The organism is Alteromonas sp. ALT199 (assembly GCF_018619335.1).
In the GTDB taxonomy this organism is placed as follows: domain Bacteria; phylum Pseudomonadota; class Gammaproteobacteria; order Enterobacterales; family Alteromonadaceae; genus Alteromonas.
This window is the reverse complement of the sequence record NZ_JAHHDX010000093.1, coordinates 1-18,084: the sequence shown is the minus strand read 5'-3', so window position 1 is coordinate 18,084 and position 18,084 is coordinate 1. Positions and strand designations below refer to the sequence as shown.

The window sequence follows — 18,084 nt, the reverse complement described above, 5'->3', positions numbered from 1 at the left end:
GATTATCACAGCCTCATTCGCTTAACTAGGACCTGTTTGACTTCAAGGCCTTAGTACGCGATAAGCTAACTAAAAAACGCGATTCAAAGACCGCATTGAAGTTTTATATTATTTTCAATAATTGTGCTTAAGTATCATATTTAACGAAATCACGGCACGTGCCTTACATCACCTAGTCTGATACCTAACATTTTACTACAGCTAACTAATCAGCAAACGCAGATATTTGCAAACACTACAATAGTTCCAGCTCAACAGCGTCCGCTATGGGATAAGCCATCTATGCAGAATAAACGTTTAACCATGAACAGAATATGAATCGCTGTTATTACGAAAACAGGACGACAGCAAGGGGTGAGAGCACCAATTGACAGTTTAAAAACAGCAGAATAAGGGCAGAAAAAAAAGCTTAATTCAAAAGGGCTGCACCAAAGTGCAGCCCTTCAATTTGACGATTCAGCTAAGATCAACCTTCAATGTGAGAGAAGGAACAGACCTTTAATAACTACATAGTGTAATTAACAGAAAGTAGCGCACGACGCTCTTGACCAGCGTAGCCTACAATGTCTTCATAATCGCTATCAAATGCATTATCGACCTTCAAAGAGACCTGCCACTGACTATCAATTTGATAGCTTAAGTTAACCGTAGCAAGTGTGTAGGCTGATAGTGCCAACGTTTGAGACGGCTCAGGGAATGGTGGGAAGAAGGTGTCGTAACGGCTGCCTGTATAGGCCAGCTTGGTGTAAAAACTGAACTTTTCTGTACCGAAATCAGTAGTGTAAGTTAGAGAGCCTTGATGGGGGGCACGACGTAATTCTGAGGTAGTAACACCGCTGTCAGTTTGTTCTGCGTCTAAATAGCTATAGGCGGCGGTAAGGTCACCATAACCACTGTCCCAATTTAGCTCTACATCAATTCCTTCCCGTGAACTTTCACCGTCAATATTATCAGCGCTGAATGCACCTAAGTCAGGCACAAACACAAAGCCGTTAATTTCGTCTTCAAGATCAGTGGTATAGGTACTGATTTGACCAGAAAGCGATTGCCAGTTGGCTTTAATACCTACTTCCCATTCTTCACTGGTCTCAGGCTCTAGATTAGGGTTACCTATAAAGCTTGCTGGGAAGTAACCAAAACGTTCGGTGAAAGTAGGGGTTTTAACCGCTCTACCATAGCTTGTGAAAACAGCGTAGTGGTCACTAAGTTGCCATGTAAGACCGCCTCGATAACTTACGGCATTGTCGAACTCGCTATTGTTGTCGAACCTTGCGCTTAATGTTGCCGTTAGCGACTCGGTTAACTGGCTGTTAGCTTCTGCAAATACGCTGTAGGTATTGTCATGCTGTTTTTGATTTGGATCGCCAAATACAATAGGTCCACGCTGTGTAAAAAGACGCTGCAGATACTCAACGCCGCCGGCAAAATCCCAATTTTCCATGGTGTAAAAACCGGTCCAGTTCAACTCAATACGCTCACCTGTGGTACTGCCCGTGTCAGCGCCAGATTCAGTGTTGTCGTTTTCGTCTTTACGATAGTGTGCACTTAATGCTGAGCGGTAGCCTGTATTTTCAGGGGCAAACTCCCATCTCAATTTCGCACTTATTTGAGATCCGTCTGTAACGTTGTCGGAATCGGTAGGAAGGCCTGTTGTAACAAAGTCAGTACTATCGTAGTCATTTTCATATTGAACAGTACGTAAATTCGCTATGAAGGTATGCTCTGAGGTGGCGGCATAATTGAGGTTTATGCCGGCAGTCATATTGTCATAGCCATCATCTTCGTTACCAACGCGAGACACATTATCGCCGTCAGTGCGAATGTAGCTTGCGTAGGCAGATACACCCACGTTATCGCTTTGTGAGCGCGCATTCATGCTGCCCTGCAGCGTACCTTGTGTGCCAACGCCAGCAGAAAAATCTACGTGGGATACATTGTCGGTAAACTGACCAGATTGAGTGGTAATGCTCAGCACACCACCAATCGCGCCGCTTCCCCACCTTGCACTTTGTGGGCCGCGAAGTAGCTCAATGCGCACTACGTTGGCGCTGGTAAGGTGAGCAAGATCAACAAGGCTTCCCTGTCCTATGTCATTGGCAACAACACCATCAATTAAAACAAGTAAGTGATTGGTCTCACCGCCGCGAACGCGCAGTTCGGTTAAACCGCCAGGACTGCCTGACTGAGACAAGCTCACGCCAGGTAAGCCGCGAATTAGGTCGGTAAGCTGGAGTGCACCAGATGCTTTAATATCGCTTTCAGTTAGCACAGATACTGAACCAGGAAGCTTAGTTAATGAAATAGGCAAACGGGTGCCAGTCACTGTTAACGTTTCAATATCTTGATTCGAGGTTTGAGCAAAGGCAGGTGTGCTTAAGCACGAAATAACCGCAGCGCTAAGAGCTGCTTTAGTAAAATGTGTACGCATGGTTTTTATATTGTCTTTGATGCGCTCCACCCGAGCACATGATGAGTGAAAGTGTACGTTGTTGCTTATTCTTTTGAAAGTGAGCAAACAAACAACACCATGAAGTACAGGCCGGTATCCGGGCTTACTCCCATTACCGATAAGGTAATGGCTCTTTTGCCTTCCCACCTAATGGCGTTTAGTTGCGCAATAGCGAGCCTAAACGTGCAATAGACAGTGGCGTATGAAAAGAAAACGACAATGCGTTGAGTTTACCGTTGCGGGGGCAGCATCAGTTTTTCACTGATTTCCCGTTTAACTCTTGTCACTGTAGTTGATATGGAGCGAGACAAGAGCACCTACACGACATCAATTATATAGAAGTTGAAAAATGATAGCGAACACGGTTTCTTATACCTTACGCTTTTTGACACTCGCAAAGCGTTATCGAAAAAGCGCATTTGTATAATTGAAACGGTAGGTTAGTAGCCCAACTTCAATGGGGGTTCGTGAAGTGCAGATAGCTGCTCTTTTAAAGCAAGTATTTGGCCTTCCCAGTATTTGTCTTCAGCAAACCAAGGGAATGCACGAGGGAATGCTGGGTCTTCCCAGCGACGAGACAGCCACGCCATGTAATGCACCATTCGCATTGCCCGAAGAGGCTCAATAAGCGGTAGTTGCGCCGTATCGAATTCATGAAATTCTTCGTAGGCCTCTACTAGGGTATCAAGCTGCAAAAGTTGTTGCTGGCGGTCGCCGCTTAGCATCATCCATAAATCTTGAATAGCAGGGCCCATGCGGCAGTCATCAAGATCGACGAACGTCGGACCATCGCGCCACAAGATATTGCCAGGGTGGCAGTCGCCGTGTAATCGAATATTCGATGTGGGTTTGTAAGCATGTAAGGTTGCCTCAATCACAGGGTTAAGTATGGCAAAAAAGGCCGTTTTTAAATGCTCGGGTAACAGGGTGCTTTGCTCGAGAACCCGCTTGGGTTCATTGAGGTAACTTTCAGTGTCAATTGAAAGTCGATGAGTAAACTCCTTAGCAGAAGCTACTCTGTGAATACGGCCTATGAAACGTCCCATCCATTCGAGCTGATCGAGATTGTCGTTTTCAAATTGCCTGCCGCCTACCGAAGGGAATAACGTAAATCGATAGTCTGTTTCAGCCACTGTGTGATGGTGAAGTGTGCTGCCATTTAAGCTTATTGGCGCAGCTAAGGGAATTTCGTTATCAGTTAGCTCGGCGGCAAATTCGTGCTCCTCAAGAATCTGCGCATCTGTCCATCGACCGGGGCGGTAGAATTTAACCACGTAACGTTGCCCGTCTTCAGCCAAAAATTGATAAACGCGGTTTTCATAGCTGTTAAGCGCTAACAGGCCGCTTTGAAGAAAAATGCCCTGGCTTTCCAGGGCATCTAATATGGTGTCTGGGCTAAGCCCAGAAAAAGAAAAATCTGTCATCGATAAAGGAACTTGGTTGGTTCATCAATCGTAACCGTTTCCCCATCAATTGTGGTGGTTACACTGATAAAAATATCGGTAACCGTATCTTCCAGATTATAAGCGTCAGTTGCAACTGAAATCGGTGTACTGTAAACCGCACCACCTTTAACTGTAACTTCCTGCTCTCCTATGTATTCATAGTCAGGCAGACCTTTTACAGTAATAGTGTATGTTTGCTCTTGCTGGGTTTTATTGAGCACCTTTATGGTGTATACGTTCTCGATTAGCCCTTCATTGGTCTCGCGATATAGCGAGTTCCTGTCGCGGATAATGTCGACTTCGGTTGGGCTACGCATCCAGATATTAGCAAACAGTAAGCCTGTCATAACCATAAGCACTACCAAATAGCCTATTAGTTTTGGGCGTATAATATGGGTTTTTCCGCCCGCTAACTCTTCTTCTGAAGTAAAGCTTATCAAGCCCTTGGGATAATTCATTTTATCCATAACACCATTACATGCATCAACACAGGCGCCGCAGTTAATACACTCATATTGTAAGCCGTTTCGAATATCGATACCGGTTGGGCAAACTTGAACACATAAGTTACAGTCTATGCAGTCACCTAATCCCTTTTCTTGCACCTGCTCGTGGCTCAGTTTTCGGGGGCGTGGCCCGCGTTGTTCGCCCCGCTTTGCATTGTAAGAAACGGTAAAGGTATCTTTGTCGAACATGGCCGATTGAAAGCGTGCATAGGGACAAATGTGTGTACACATAATTTCACGCATATATCCCGCGTTACCATAGGTGCATACGGCAAAGAAGATAACTGAGAAACCGGCCCAAAAGCTGGTGTTAAAGGTCACGAAATCAATAAACAGAGCATCAATGGGTGTGAAGTAGCCAACAAAAGTTAAAGCCGTTAATAGTGCTACAAGAACCCAGGCAGTGTGCTTCGCAGTTTTACGTAAAAATTTGTCTGTATCCATCTTACGTGCGTCAAGGGCTACACGCTTATTACGAGGGCCTTCACACTTTTCTTCGAACCAAGTGTAAATGTATACCCACGTGGTCTGAGGACACATGAAGCCGCACCACACACGGCCTGCGAAAGTGGTGACAAAAAACAAAGCAAAAGCAGAAACAATGAAGATATAGGCTAGCAAGGTAAGGTCTTGAGGCCAAAGAGTAAGCGAGAATATAGTAAAACGCTGTTCGCCAATATCAAGCAGTACAGCTTGATGGCCGTTGTACTGAATCCATGGAATAACGGCGAACAAGGCTAAAAAGAAAAGGCCAAAAAAGCGTCTGAAAGTTTCCAGAGGGCCCTGCACGGCACGCACATAAATACGGCTACGTGAGTCGTGTCGTTTACCCTCAGGACCTCCCTTGGGTTTATGTACTTTTACCGGTGTAACGGTCTTGACCGGTATTTGTTCATTCATAGCTTTACCTTATGTGACGTTACAAACTGCCTGTGCAGTATAACTGCGTTTAAAACGTCATATTTAATATAGATCAATAATGCGGCGTATGGTCCACCTTTTTGAACTTTCAGTCAATACTGAAAGTTTAGAAGGTTGCTATATTGCTTTTTGTTGTTCGACATCTAATCACACCTTGTAAACTTTTATGTACAACATCATGAAGATGTGAATAAAGTTGGTCGTATATTGAACGCTATGGTCTCAATATTTGAAAGGCATTAGTTATACTTTTGTATAGTATTTCGTATTTACAAACAACCTACATCACACTAACGTAGTCAGAATAATCTAGTCAATTTGCGTCCAAATCATGTACAGTATCATTTGCTGTTGTTGTATATTAGTGATGTGTAATTAAGCGTGTTGTCATTAAAGGTGCCGCTAAGTTGGTGCTATTTGTTGTAAACGCCTGTCAGAATTAGCTGAGAAGTCATGTTTAGGTTTTTTATTATCGCTGCTGAAATTATTGTATTAATAATGGTGCTGCGATCTCCTTTTGTTCAATATCTATTTGAAGATATTCAACACTCTGTTTCCGAATTGCTGGAGTCCGTTGCTAACCTTCCTGAGCGAGAAGAGTTACATAGTTTACAGAATAGAATAAATATAGAGTTAAGCCCTTTAAAGCCTTATCAACAGAGTTATATTGAACAAATCACCGCTGACGGTGCAAGCGTGAAACGTTTCTATCACACTTACTGTGAAAATGACGATATAAACCCTAACTTCTCGGGAACTAAACGCGCCAATTTATGCCTAATCGTTAAACAGTCGCCAGTTATGCAACTCGCAAAGTAACGTTAGCCTTCAAACTAAAAACTGGTTAAATAGAAAGTGCCGATTGACCAGTATTTGATGTGTCGCTTTTATATTTTTTGCTAACGTACTGTTAAGTCGACTGAATTTAGGAGCATGAAAGTGAACAAATTTAGTACTTTTTCTTGTTTTGGCCTGGCTACAGGAGTAGCGTTTCTCGCTGCATTTGTTCCCACTCAAGCAGCTGAAGTTAAAATAACGTGGGAAGAGCCAGAGTCGTATAGCGATGTAAGACCCTCCAACGAATCTCGTAAACGATTCCGTGAACGAACGTTGAAAGATCTTGAAGAGCACATTGTAGAATTGGCTAGTGATTTACCCGAGTCTCAAGTGCTATCAATGACGGTAACGAATGTTGATTTGGCTGGGCAAGTTTGGCCAAGTCAGTTTGTTGGCTTTGGCAATGGTGCAGGAAGCGATGTACGCATAATTAAGCGTATTGATATTCCGAGAATGACATTCAGTTACTCCCTTTCTAATGCAGATGGCCACGTCATTCTAAGTGGCGATGATGTGAAGCTCAAAGATATGGACTTTATGGAGACTAATATCCGTCGCAATCGTACTGAGTCTCTATCATACGAGAAGGCTATGCTTAACGATTGGTTCGCAGATAATTTTTCCACTCAAGTAGCCCAAAGCAAATAGCGGTTAGGAAAAAGCAAATGCTAAATAGTTTAGCGTTTGATGCAAATACACAAAAAAGGTCACTTCATAATGAAGTGACCTTTTCTATTAGGTCTATCAGTTAGCTTTTAGAACACTGCCGAGTTGTAAATTACAAATAATCGAACTCGTTACCTGAGATAGCGAGCGTGCTTTCAGGGCCAGCCTTGTAAGCTGATTTGTGTGAATCGCGACGCACTAATATACGCTCTATGTAAAAGTCGCGAGTCTTCAACTTAGAAGCGGCAAGTACCGCGTTACCCGAAGTCTGAGCTTTGTCAGCCATGCTGTACCACAGTACACCAATAAGTGAATAGGCGCTGTAAGCCAGATAATCGCATGCCGCTGCTGCAGCGGTCGTTGCATCCATCCCTAAGCAGTCTGCTGAAGACGCTCGCCAGTCATCTAGAATACCTTGAGCTAGCGCTTTCGATTCACTGTCTTGCATGTTGCTAACCAAGGCGTTAAATGCATTGTACGTGGCTTCCATCATCTGACCGCCATCACGAGTAAGCTTACGGCCAATAAGGTCTAAAGCCTGAATACCGTTGGTACCTTCATATAGCATGGCAATGCGAACATCGCGCATAAGCTGCTCCATGCCCCATTCACGAATGAAGCCGTGACCACCGAATACTTGTACACCAAGGCTGGTGGTTTCAAGCCCCATATCAGTCATAAAGGCTTTACAGATTGGCGTTAAAAATTGCAGCACTTTATCTGCATCTTCCTTTTCCTGGCCTTCACCAAGTTTCTCTACGTCCATAAATTTGGCGTAGAAAAGTGAAAGTGCACGGCAGCCCTCAATCAGTGATTTCTGTGTAAGCAACATACGCGCTACATCAGGTTGAAATACGATTGGGTCCGCTTTGCCCTCTGGGTTTTGGATACCCTGAGGTGCGCGAGACTGTACGCGTTCGCGGGCGTAGGTCAGGGCACCTTGGTACGATGCTTCGGCAGCGCCTAAGCCTTGGAGGCCTACTTGGAAACGCGCGTCGTTCATCATGGTAAACATACATGCAAGGCCTTGGTTTTCCTCACCTACAAGATAACCGGTTGCACCGTCAAAATTCATCACACATGTTGGGCTCGCTTTAATGCCCATCTTATGTTCGATACTTCCTACAGAAAGGCTGTTTGCTTCACCAGGCTCATTATTGGCATCTGGAAGGAGTTTAGGCACTAAGAACAAGCTTATTCCCTTAACGCCTTTCGGCGCGTCAGGTAGGCGAGCAAGAACAAGGTGAATGACGTTCGAGCTCCAGTCTTGATCGCCAGCGGTAATAAATATCTTGTTACCGGTCACTTTGTAGCTGCCGTCGCCTTGAGGCTCGGCCTTAGTACTTAATAGACTCAAATCTGTACCAGCATGAGGTTCTGTCAGATTCATGGTGCCTGTCCACTCGCCACTGATTAACTTGGCAAGGTATATATCTTTAAGCTCTTTACTGGCGTGTTTAGTTACCGCAAGGGTGGCACTTTCTGTAAGCATTGTGGTTAAACGCCAGCTAAGGTTCGCCGCGTTTAGCATTTCGTGTACAGGTACAGCCATGGTATATGGCAAGTCTTGACCATCATATTCGGCGGTGCCTAACATCGCATTCCAGCCGTTTGCAACATATTCCTGATAGGCATCGGCAAAACCCGTAGGCGTGGTAATTTTACCGTTTTCGAGCTTACAGCCTTCTTCGTCGCCTTCACGATTAAGAGGGGCTACTACATCAAGAGCAAATTTTGCGCCCTGCGCAATAATCTCATTGGCTAGGTCGCTATCAAAGTCGCTGATACCGAGCTTTTCGTAGTGAGCATCGAGTCCAAGCCAGTCTTTTAGTAAGAATTGAAAATCAGTTGTAGGGGCGTGGTACAGAGGCATGGATGACTCCTTTTTTCAAACAAGTGTTTTAATTTTGCCTATTATAGTCACAAAAAGCGTAGTCCGAATAGCCCGTTAAAGGAAAGTTAATAATAAATTTGATTGATGTGGTGACAAACAATAGCAGGTCAGCTTCGCGATTAACGGTATATATATAGAACGAAGCACTCATTTTAAGTGTTCACAGGCTTCAGTAAATATAGTTGGCAGCCTGTTTGGCTATATAATTATGCCCCCCGTTTGCAAGTTACCTTGCAATTCATATTCTCACTGGCATGCTTAGCCTAAATTAATCCATTTACCTACGCACCATTGAAACGGTACACATTGATATGAAGTCAGATAGCACTAACAAAAACCTTGAACACACCAGTGATAATAAAGAGCAGCGCCCAGTTTGCATTGTAACGGGTGGGAGTTTGGGTATTGGTTTTGCGGTATGCGAGCTATTTAGTCAAAACGGCTATCAAGTTGTTAACCTTGATATCAGAGATTTTGAACAAGCCGTGCCTAATGCCATTTGGAAACCTTGTGATGTAAGCGTAGTAAGTAACATTGAAGCTGCAATCAAAGAAGTCACTGCCACTTTTCAACGAATAGATGTATTGGTATGTAATGCAGGTATTCACGTTTCCGCGACCATTGAAGATACTGATGAAGCCTTGCTCGATAAAGTACTCAACCTGAATGTTAAAGGCGCTTATGGCGCAATAAAATCATGCTTGCGGACGATGAAAGAGCAGGGAAGTGGAGCCATTGTGGTGATGGGCTCTGATCAGTCCTTTGTAGGGAAGCGCAATTCCTTTGCCTATGGGGTAAGTAAAGGGGCACTGGCGTCTATGGCAAAAACGACGGCACTCGACTATGCACCCTACAATATTCGCGTAAACGCAGTGTGCCCAGGCACTATCGAAACGCCTCTATTTCACAACGCGATCGATAATTACGTGGCTCGTTCTGGGGCAGATAAAAATGAAGTGGTAGCCGAAGAAGCTTCTGCACAGCCCATTGGACGCTTGGGCCAGCCAGAGGATGTAGCGGAACTGACCTATTTTTTATGTAGCGAAAAAGCGTCTTTCATCACGGGAAGCTTGTACGCTGTCGATGGGGGCTATACAGCTCAATAGAAAGTGCTCAAAAGAGGCGCGCTCGGCTACGGCACAAAATAAGGTTAGATAAAAAAATGAGTCAGCATTCACATACTTGGATAGACCCTCATATTCACTTCTTTGCCTTAAACGAAGGGGTCTATGGCTGGCTAAAGCCCGCGAATGCGCCTTTCTGGGCAGATAAAAAAGCGATTGCTAAGAACACTACAGAGTACATGCTTTATCGGGCTTCTTTAGGTCGGCTTTGTGGGTTTGTGCATTTAGAAGCGGGTTACGATAACGATAGACCGTGGCGAGAAATTACCTTTCTTGAGCGTCATTGTACGCTGCCATTTCGCGCAGTTGCGTGTATAGATTTAGTTGGGAACAGCGTTGGCAGTCATATTGATAAGCTAGGGCTGTACTGTTCTGTACGTGGCCTTCGCCATATTTTAGATGATGACGCTGAATCGCTTCTACGCGCTCCTAAAGTAAAGTGGGCGCTTAGTCATATGGCTTCTAGAGGCTTGTCTTTTGAGGCGCAGCTAAATTTTGCAAATAGCAATGCCGTGAGTGCATTACTTAACGTATTAGAACAAAACCCCTCATTAAAAGTAGCTATTAACCACACCGCTATTGCGCCACTAGAGGTAAAAAGTTATGCGTTTAAAGCTTGGCAGCAGAATATCCGTGATTTAAGTGAAACCGGACAGGTCGCGTTTAAATTTTCGGGGTTAGAAATGCAAAACCGCAATTGGCAGTGGCAGCGAGCCTCCTATATTTTTGAGACTTTGCTAACTACTGTAGGCGCAAATCAGATAATGTTCGCGAGCAATTACCCATTGTGTAAATGGCGTATGCCTTATGCTGCGCTTTGGCGAGGGTTATCAAATATGACAGCGCCGCTTTCTGAAGCTCAAAAAGCGGCGCTGTTATCTGTCAATGCTAAACAATGGTATGACATTGCTTAAAAGCTAATTTAGCGTAAACGCTAAGGCTTACACTGGAATTATTCCATTGCAACACTGCTGTTGTGTAACTTTGCTATTTAAGCTCAGTTACTGTCATATGTGGCGAGCGGTAAACCACCTCATCGTTCAGATCTATTCCAATTCCCGGCGTGTCTGGCGCTTCAATAAAACCATTTACTGGCTGAGGATCTTGAATACAAAGTTCACGGTTCCAATCTTTAATCGCATAGGTGTGATGCTCGTGAATTAAGAAGTTTGGAATAGCCGTTTCTAGATGCAGACTCGCCGCAGTAGCAACTGGGCCTCCGCAAACGTGGGCCTGAACGCGCACGTCGTAAATGTCGGCATAGTCACATACCTTTTTCGCTTCTGTAAAACCACCGCAAAGGCCTACGTCAGGTTGAAGTACATCAAGGGACTGGTCTTCAAGGTAAGGGCGAACATCCCAGCGATGATACAAACGTTCACCGCCCGCAATCGGCACGTTGACGTTCTTCGCTACTTTGTCGTGAAGCTTAGAATTCAGGTAGTTTACTGGCTCTTCGTAATATAAGCAGCCAATTTCTTTAACCATATCGCCCAGCTGAATGGCCGTAGATGCACCCAATAAGCTATGACATTCAAAGATAATGTCGCCATCTTCGCCCATGGTGTCTCTAATGGCCTGAAGGCGAGCTTTGAAAAGTTTAAGCTCGGGCTTTGTGAACAGCTTGGTTCTGTCAAAGTGGGTGTTGCCGTCTTTATCGTATACGATGGGGTCAACTTTAACGGCATCGTAGCCGTCTTTCAGCGCCTTTTCTGTGGCACGTGCATAATCTGCTGGGTCATTAAGCTTGGTCACTTCTTTGTCCCAATCAAACTGCAGCTGGCTGGCGTAGCTACGAAGCTTGCCATTCGTTTTACCGCCCAGTAGTTCGTACACAGGCAAGCCAAGTGCTTTGCCTTTAATATCCCAAAGTGCCGTATCAATTGCGCTCATAGCGGCATAAATTACCGGGCCACCGCCTAGTCCCCAAAAGCCCTCGCGCAGCATTCTCGACCAAAGCAGCTCAGTGTGGAAGGGGTTAAAGCCAATTAGCATCGCCTCGGTAATTTCTTTAATCATATGCGCTGCGGCGCTGTGACCCCAGTCATAAGCAAGCCCTGCTTCACCTACGCCAGTAATGCCTTCATCGGTGTAAACACGCACGAAAACAGGGTTCCACTGCGGGCGTTTAGGGCATTCGATATCAAAAATTTCTACTTTGGTGACTTTCATATACTAAAAAAATTCCTGTTTAAAGTGAGTTGGCGTTTAGCTAAATAGGCTTAATTATTCGCAAAAGCTTGGGTCTAGTTTATAGGCTTTGCGCAACATGGCTGGCCATGCTTTTTGTCCGCCAGTTTCGCCGCTGTGAACAACATTTGCCTGGGCGTATATACCATCAATAATGCTTTGCGGTATTTCGATAACCGCTTCGTTAGATTGCATCAACGCAAGCTGAATTTCGCACGCCCGCTGTAAATCGTAAAAGCGCATAAAAGCGTCGCCTACAGTTGGGCCTAGCGTTAGACCGCCATGATTAGGCAAAAGCATGTGGTTCGCATCACCAAGATCGTCCTGCAAACGCTTTTTCTCGCTATCATCTACGGCTAAGCCTTCGTAGCTGTGATAAGAAAGCGAAGGAAGCGAAAACATTGAATACTGGCTCCACGGTTTTAACCCGCCTTTCACCGAAGCCACGGAGATGGTGGCTAGAGTATGCAAATGAATAACGCACTGGGCGTCGTGGCGCACTTCGTGAATTGCACTGTGAATAGTGAAGCCCGCAGGGTTAATCCCATAGGGGGTGTCATCCAGTATATTGCCGTCTAAGTCGACTTTGACTAGGTTTGAAGCTGTAACTTCATCGAAGGTAAGTCCGAAGGCGTTAACAAGATAATGATCTGTGCCCGGTACCTTAGCGGAAATGTGGGTATAAATAAGGTCGCCCCACCGCATATCTGCTACTAACCGATAGCACGCCGCCAAATCGACACGGGTTTGCCATTCTTGTTCAGATACTTTGTCTTTTAGGCTTAATGTTGGCAGTGAAAACAAGCCTCTTCTCCTGTTTATTCAATTGGGACAATTTACCAATCCCCGTCACAATGAACAATGCTTTGTCAGTGATGCTTTATATCGAAATGGGTATAGCCATCGCGCAAGGGAATAAGATCATCGGCAAAGCGAAGCGCATCGTGGTCGAGCATAAATGGGTCTGCCTTAACGAGCCTGATAACTTCTATCTTTGCCCACGGTGGCGCATCGAAAGTGTTCGGGAGTTTTTCAATTCCCGCGTCTACATGACAGCCGAATATGACAAGGCCATTGACCGTCGTCGATAAGTATTCTTTCACCTCAACGTTAAAACCCGTTTCTTCCCACGTTTCTCGATGGGCAGTGCAGGCGAGTGATTCATCTTCGACTAGCCCTCCGCCGGGGAAGTCTAATTTGCCGGACAGGCGATGCTGAACCAGCAACACTTTGCTGCCAGTTTTTATTAAACAGGCAGCTGCAATGGGAGACACGCGGCTACTTGCCATAGCGTGCACGTTTTCTGGGACAAGTGGATCAGAAACACGACACATTGGAGAGTTAGGTGACGACTGTGAGCATGAGAAAAGCGTTAAAACAGCGAATATAGCTGATAAGCGAAATAAGATGACCATCGATTTGGGTAAAATACTCTAGCGACTGTTTGCGATTGTTGTAAAAGCAATCAATTTTATCAGACAAACTTTACGCAAAAATAAAAATAACACAACTAACAATAATAATGCGGTACACAAAACAACGTTTGGGTGCGTTTTCAATTAGCGCAAAGTGAACTTTGTGTACTTGAGTATTCGTTGAGTTTTTAAAAAATTTAAGACTCAATGCAATGCTATTTTACCAATAGGAAAGGTTATGTCTTCACGATTATCGTTATCGCCATTATTACTTGGCGCAGTGTTGCTTGCTGGTGTTGTGGTGTATCTGAATATGCCCGAAGAAGAGAGTAAAAAAAACGCCAGTGCAAGGGCGACGCCAGTAAAGACGGCTTTAGTGTCGTCTCGAGCATTTCCTATCACTATAGAGTCACTCGGTACGGCTACCGCTAACGAGTCGGTGAATATTACTGCGCAAGTTACCGATACGGTAAAAACAATAAATTTTGATGATGGAGACAAAGTAACAGAAGGCGAACTACTGGTTCAGCTTAATAACACTGAAGAGCGTGCGAGGGTTGAAGAGCTAAGAGCAAATATTGACGAGGCCAAACGTCAGTTCACCCGCATAGCTAACCTGCGTCAGTCAAATGCCACCTCTGAACAGCTTCTTGATGAACAGCAAGCCCGCGTAAAAGCACTGCAGGCTCAGCTAGACATAGCACTAGCACAGCTTAATGACTTTCAAGTTCGCGCGCCATTTAGCGGTTTTTTGGGCAACCGCGAAATCAGTATTGGTTCGCTAGTTCAGCCCGGCGACACCATCACCAGTTTAGATGACATCAGCCAAATTAAAGTTGACTTCAGTGTTGCTGAAAATCACCTTGCAAGTGTGGCAACAGGACAGTCTGTGAGCGCATCCTCAGTGGCTTATCCTGGAGTAGAGTTTACAGGGAAAATCACCAGCATTGATACGCGTCTTGACCCCATTAGCCGCTCAATTCGTGTACGAGCAATAATAGATAACAAAGACAGCCGACTGCGCCCTGGCATGCTGCTTACCATAGTGGTAGAAAAGAGAGTGCTTAACGCATTGGTATTACCAGAGAAAGCACTGGTACCGGTACAAGACAAGCAATATTTGTATGTAGTTAAAGATGACGTTGCGCATCAAACCGAAGTGGTAATTGGAGAGCGTCGTCCAGGGTTAGTTCAAATTGTCAGTGGTTTGAATGAAGGAGATGAAGTGATAACCGAAGGTACACTTCGCGTACGCGACCAGTCTCCGGTTAATGTACTAAACCGCTAGGGAGCACACAGTCATGTTATTATCAGACGTTTCTGTAAAGCGCCCGGTTTTTGCAACCGTACTCAACCTACTGCTGATTATTTTTGGCATTGCAGCGTTCTCTATGCTTAGTTTACGTGAATACCCCGATATCGACCCGCCAATTGTATCTGTAAGCACGAACTATACGGGTGCGTCAGCGAACATCGTAGAGACCCGAATTACTCAGCTTTTAGAAGACAGAATTTCGGGTATTGAAGGCATAAAAAACGTTACGTCCACATCTCGTAATGGTCGCTCAGATATTACTATTGAGTTTAAACTTACGCGAGATATTGATGCAGCGGCCAATGATGTGCGAGAGCGAGTCAGTCGTGCACTTAATAACCTGCCAGACCAAGCCGACCCACCTGAAGTGTCTAAAGCGAATTCCGATGAAAGTGCGGTAGTGTGGTACAACCTTCGAAGTACTAATCTAAATACCATGGAGCTGACCGATTACGCTGAGCGCGTACTGGTGGATAGGTTGTCGATTGTAGATGGTGTTGCCCGTGTGCAAATTGGTGGGGGTAGACGCTACGCCATGAAGGTGTTCCTAGACCGCAATGCTATGGCGGCCAGGGGAATAACTGTTAGCGATGTAGAGCAAGTTATTCGTGCAGAAAACGTAGAGCTACCTGCTGGTGAAGTGGAAAGTTCTGATCGTGATTTTGAAGTGCGAGTGGCGCGAACTTTTCTAACGCCTGATGATTTTGCAGCGCTGACCGTCGCCGTAGGCGATAATGGCTACCTTGTACGCCTTGGCGAAATTGCTCATGTTGAACTAACCGCTGAAGATGACGAAACCGAGTTTCGAGGCGATGGCGTCAATATGATAGGGCTTGGCATTATCAAGCAGTCTAAAGCCAATACTCTCGAAGTAGCTCGCGCAGCTAAAGCACAGATTGAAAGAATAGAAGATACTTTACCAGACAATATTTTTATTGTACCAAGCTACGACTCGTCTGTTTTCATCGAAGCGTCGATTGATGAAGTGTACGAGACCTTGGGTATCGCGATGCTGATGGTAGTGATCGTGATTTACCTTTTCCTGGGCAATATTCGCGCGACACTCATTCCGGCCGTTACGGTTCCCGTTTCTATCATTGCTGCATTTATCGTAATGTACGCGCTAGGCTTTTCGATAAACTTACTTACGCTGCTTGCTATGGTGTTAGCAATTGGTCTTGTGGTGGATGACGCGATTGTTGTGCTTGAGAATATTTATCGACGCATAGAAATGGGAGAGCCTCCTATTTTGGCAGCTTATCGCGGTGCCAAGGAAGTAGGTTTTGCTGTTATCGCGACAACGCTGGTGCTTATTTCTGTGTTCGTTCCTTTAGTCTTTCTTGAAGGGAATATTGGCAGACTCTTCACCGAGTTTGCGCTGGCGATTGCGGCAGCAGTGGCTTTTTCGAGTTTTACTGCGCTTACGTTGTCACCCATGATGGCGTCGAAAATTCTTAAAAAGCGCCCCCGTTCTTCCGGCTTTGGAAGCTGGATGGACAAGCGGTTCTCACAACTTGAAACGGGTTACTTCAATACGTTAGGTAAAACGCTGCATCAACCTATTCTTATGCTACTTATGCTTGTTATTGCAGTTATCGCGTTAGTTCAGCTTTCAGAGAAGGTTCCAAGCGAGTTTGTTCCTAAAGAAGACAGAGGCAACTTCTTCATTTTGATGAATGCACAAGAAGGTGCAAGTTTTGAAAGTAACGCACGAAACCTAGCGCAAATAGAGAACGTCCTTATGCCATACCGCGAAAGCGGAAAAATCAATCGTTTATTGGTAAGAACGCCTGGATTTGGTGGCAATGCGGGGATTGCAATAGTTGGTTCAGCAGATTGGGATGAACGCGATTTCAGCACATTTTCATTAATGGATGAAATCAGTGCCAAGCTCAACAGTGTTCCCGATGTTCGCGCTTTCGCAATTATGCGAAGCGGTATATCTGGCGGCGGGCTCGGGCGTCCTGTTCAGTTTGTATTGCAAGGCGATACCTACGAAAATCTTGTCGAGTGGCGTGACACGGTAATACAAAAAGCGGCGCAAAACCCTGGATTAATTCGACTAGACTCAGACTATAAAGAGACTTCCCCACAGCTTTTGGTCAATATCAATCGGGACAGAGCCGCCGACCTAGGCGTGTCTATCAGTGATATTGGTGGCACATTGGAAGTGATGCTAGGCCAGCGTAGGGTGTCTACTTTCCTTGATAGAGGCGAAGAATACGACGTTATCATGGAAGGTATAGAGGAAGACTTTAGAAGTCCTAACAGCATTGAAAATTTATATGTGCGTTCATCACGTACAGGTGAACTCATCCCCATGGATAACTTGCTAACGTTTGAGGAGCAAGCTACATCCGCACAGCTCAATCGTTATAACAGAATGCGGGCTGTAACTATATCGGCGAACCTGGCGGAGGGCTATACACTCGGTGAGGCACTTGCTTATTTAGAGGATATAGTTGCCACTGAATTGCCTGATAACGTGTCTATTGATTACAAAGGTGAATCACAACTTTACCAAGAAGCTGGTAATTCCTTTGTTTATGTCTTTATGCTTGCGCTTGCAGTGACTTACTTAATATTAGCTGCACAGTTTGAAAGTTGGGTGCATCCGTTAGTGATTATGCTGACTGTGCCGCTGGCGCTTGTTGGTGCCTATATCGGGCTGTTTTTTAGCGGTATGACGATTAATATTTACAGCCAGATAGGCTTGGTCATGCTTATTGGTCTTGCCGCTAAGAACGGTATTTTGATTGTGGAGTTTGCCAACCAACTTCGCGATGCAGGTATGGAATTTGAACTTGCACTTAAGCGCGCTGCTGCGCAGCGGTTACGCCCTATAGTGATGACCGGCTTTACTACTGTATTTAGTTCTTTACCCTTAGTACTCGCATCAGGTCCTGGTGCAGAAAGCAGAATGGTCATAGGTATGGTTATCTTTTCGGGCGTCCTTGTCTCTGCGTTTATGACGCTTTACGTTGTTCCCACGGCGTATCGTTGGCTTGCTCGAAACACAGGCTCTCCACTTCAGCGCACTAATGAAATTGAAGAGTTAGAAAACGCGATTCCCTATAAAAAAGGCGAGTCTTGATAACTCGGGTCGTTATTTTCTATTTTTCTTTTAGTCATGCGCCAATGGCAGTTGGCGCAATTTAAACATCTTCAAGTATCCTATTTCATACCTGAATATGTACTTTTATTACTTGTGAAATATAGCTGAATATAATTAAGCTATTGATTTATAGTAATTCTTCTCTGTTATTTTTCCCTGTATTCGTTTTATTTATTTATGACTATAAGCCATAAGGGTATGCATTAT

At 44.9% G+C, this 18,084-nt stretch carries 13 protein-coding genes and 1 riboswitch; of the genes, 6 read left to right on the top strand and 7 right to left on the bottom strand.

Going from position 1 to position 18,084, the window contains the following annotated elements; all coding sequences use genetic code 11:
* Positions 1 to 505: 505 nt before the first annotated feature.
* The 3 genes from KL866_RS10280 to ccoG all read right to left on the bottom strand — a co-directional run bounded on the left by KL866_RS10280 (position 506) and on the right by ccoG (position 5,300).
* A complete protein-coding gene (locus KL866_RS10280; RefSeq protein WP_029661503.1) occupies positions 506 to 2,428 on the bottom strand; it encodes a TonB-dependent siderophore receptor in 1,923 nt (640 codons plus the stop codon).
* Between the two features lie 91 nt (positions 2,429 to 2,519).
* Positions 2,520 to 2,785, bottom strand: a riboswitch (cobalamin riboswitch).
* Positions 2,786 to 2,889: 104 nt separating this feature from the next.
* A complete protein-coding gene (locus KL866_RS10275; protein WP_025256563.1) occupies positions 2,890 to 3,873 on the bottom strand; it encodes a serine/threonine protein kinase in 984 nt (327 codons plus the stop codon).
* The gene (gene ccoG, locus KL866_RS10270; RefSeq protein WP_025256562.1) at positions 3,870 to 5,300 is read right to left on the bottom strand and encodes a cytochrome c oxidase accessory protein CcoG; all 1,431 of its coding nucleotides are present in this window, start codon (positions 5,298 to 5,300) and stop codon (positions 3,870 to 3,872) included. Before ccoG ends, KL866_RS10275 begins: the two co-directional genes overlap by 4 nt.
* Positions 5,301 to 5,774: 474 nt before the next feature.
* On the opposite strand from ccoG, the gene KL866_RS10265 reads away from it, so the two are divergent.
* Positions 5,775 to 6,140, top strand: a complete 366-nt coding sequence (locus tag KL866_RS10265) for a hypothetical protein (RefSeq protein ID WP_214994928.1) — start codon at positions 5,775 to 5,777, stop codon at positions 6,138 to 6,140.
* 120 nt (positions 6,141 to 6,260) lie between these two features.
* Positions 6,261 to 6,806, top strand: coding sequence for a DUF3016 domain-containing protein (locus KL866_RS10260; RefSeq protein ID WP_025256560.1), 546 nt, complete (start codon positions 6,261 to 6,263; stop codon positions 6,804 to 6,806).
* Between the two features lie 130 nt (positions 6,807 to 6,936).
* Here KL866_RS10260 and KL866_RS10255 read toward each other — a convergent pair whose 3' ends face one another.
* A complete protein-coding gene (locus KL866_RS10255) occupies positions 6,937 to 8,697 on the bottom strand; it encodes an acyl-CoA dehydrogenase family protein (protein WP_025256559.1) in 1,761 nt (586 codons plus the stop codon).
* Positions 8,698 to 9,029: 332 nt separating this feature from the next.
* Here KL866_RS10255 and KL866_RS10250 point away from each other — a divergent pair, with 332 nt between their 5' ends.
* Positions 9,030 to 9,824 (top strand): SDR family NAD(P)-dependent oxidoreductase, encoded by a 795-nt coding sequence (locus tag KL866_RS10250; RefSeq protein ID WP_025256558.1) that lies wholly within the window; start codon positions 9,030 to 9,032, stop codon positions 9,822 to 9,824.
* A gap of 56 nt (positions 9,825 to 9,880) precedes the next feature.
* Positions 9,881 to 10,756 (top strand): amidohydrolase, encoded by an 876-nt coding sequence (locus KL866_RS10245; RefSeq protein WP_025256557.1) that lies wholly within the window; start codon positions 9,881 to 9,883, stop codon positions 10,754 to 10,756.
* A 73-nt stretch (positions 10,757 to 10,829) separates the two neighbouring features.
* Here KL866_RS10245 and KL866_RS10240 read toward each other — a convergent pair whose 3' ends face one another.
* The 3 genes from KL866_RS10240 to KL866_RS10230 all read right to left on the bottom strand — a co-directional run bounded on the left by KL866_RS10240 (position 10,830) and on the right by KL866_RS10230 (position 13,321).
* Positions 10,830 to 12,014 (bottom strand): mandelate racemase/muconate lactonizing enzyme family protein, encoded by a 1,185-nt coding sequence (locus KL866_RS10240; RefSeq protein ID WP_025256556.1) that lies wholly within the window; start codon positions 12,012 to 12,014, stop codon positions 10,830 to 10,832.
* Positions 12,015 to 12,068: 54 nt separating this feature from the next.
* Positions 12,069 to 12,836, bottom strand: a complete 768-nt coding sequence (locus KL866_RS10235) for a class II aldolase/adducin family protein (protein ID WP_025256555.1) — start codon at positions 12,834 to 12,836, stop codon at positions 12,069 to 12,071.
* 65 nt (positions 12,837 to 12,901) lie between these two features.
* Positions 12,902 to 13,321: an NUDIX hydrolase gene (locus KL866_RS10230; RefSeq protein WP_251139964.1), complete on the bottom strand. Its 420-nt coding sequence runs from the start codon at positions 13,319 to 13,321 to the stop codon at positions 12,902 to 12,904.
* A 364-nt stretch (positions 13,322 to 13,685) separates the two neighbouring features.
* On the opposite strand from KL866_RS10230, the gene KL866_RS10225 reads away from it, so the two are divergent.
* Complete coding sequence (locus KL866_RS10225; RefSeq protein WP_025256553.1) at positions 13,686 to 14,735, top strand: efflux RND transporter periplasmic adaptor subunit; 1,050 nt, start codon at positions 13,686 to 13,688, stop codon at positions 14,733 to 14,735.
* Between the two features lie 13 nt (positions 14,736 to 14,748).
* On the top strand, positions 14,749 to 17,856 hold the full coding sequence (locus KL866_RS10220) for an efflux RND transporter permease subunit (protein WP_025256552.1): 3,108 nt from the start codon (positions 14,749 to 14,751) through the stop codon (positions 17,854 to 17,856).
* Positions 17,857 to 18,084: the final 228 nt, after the last annotated feature.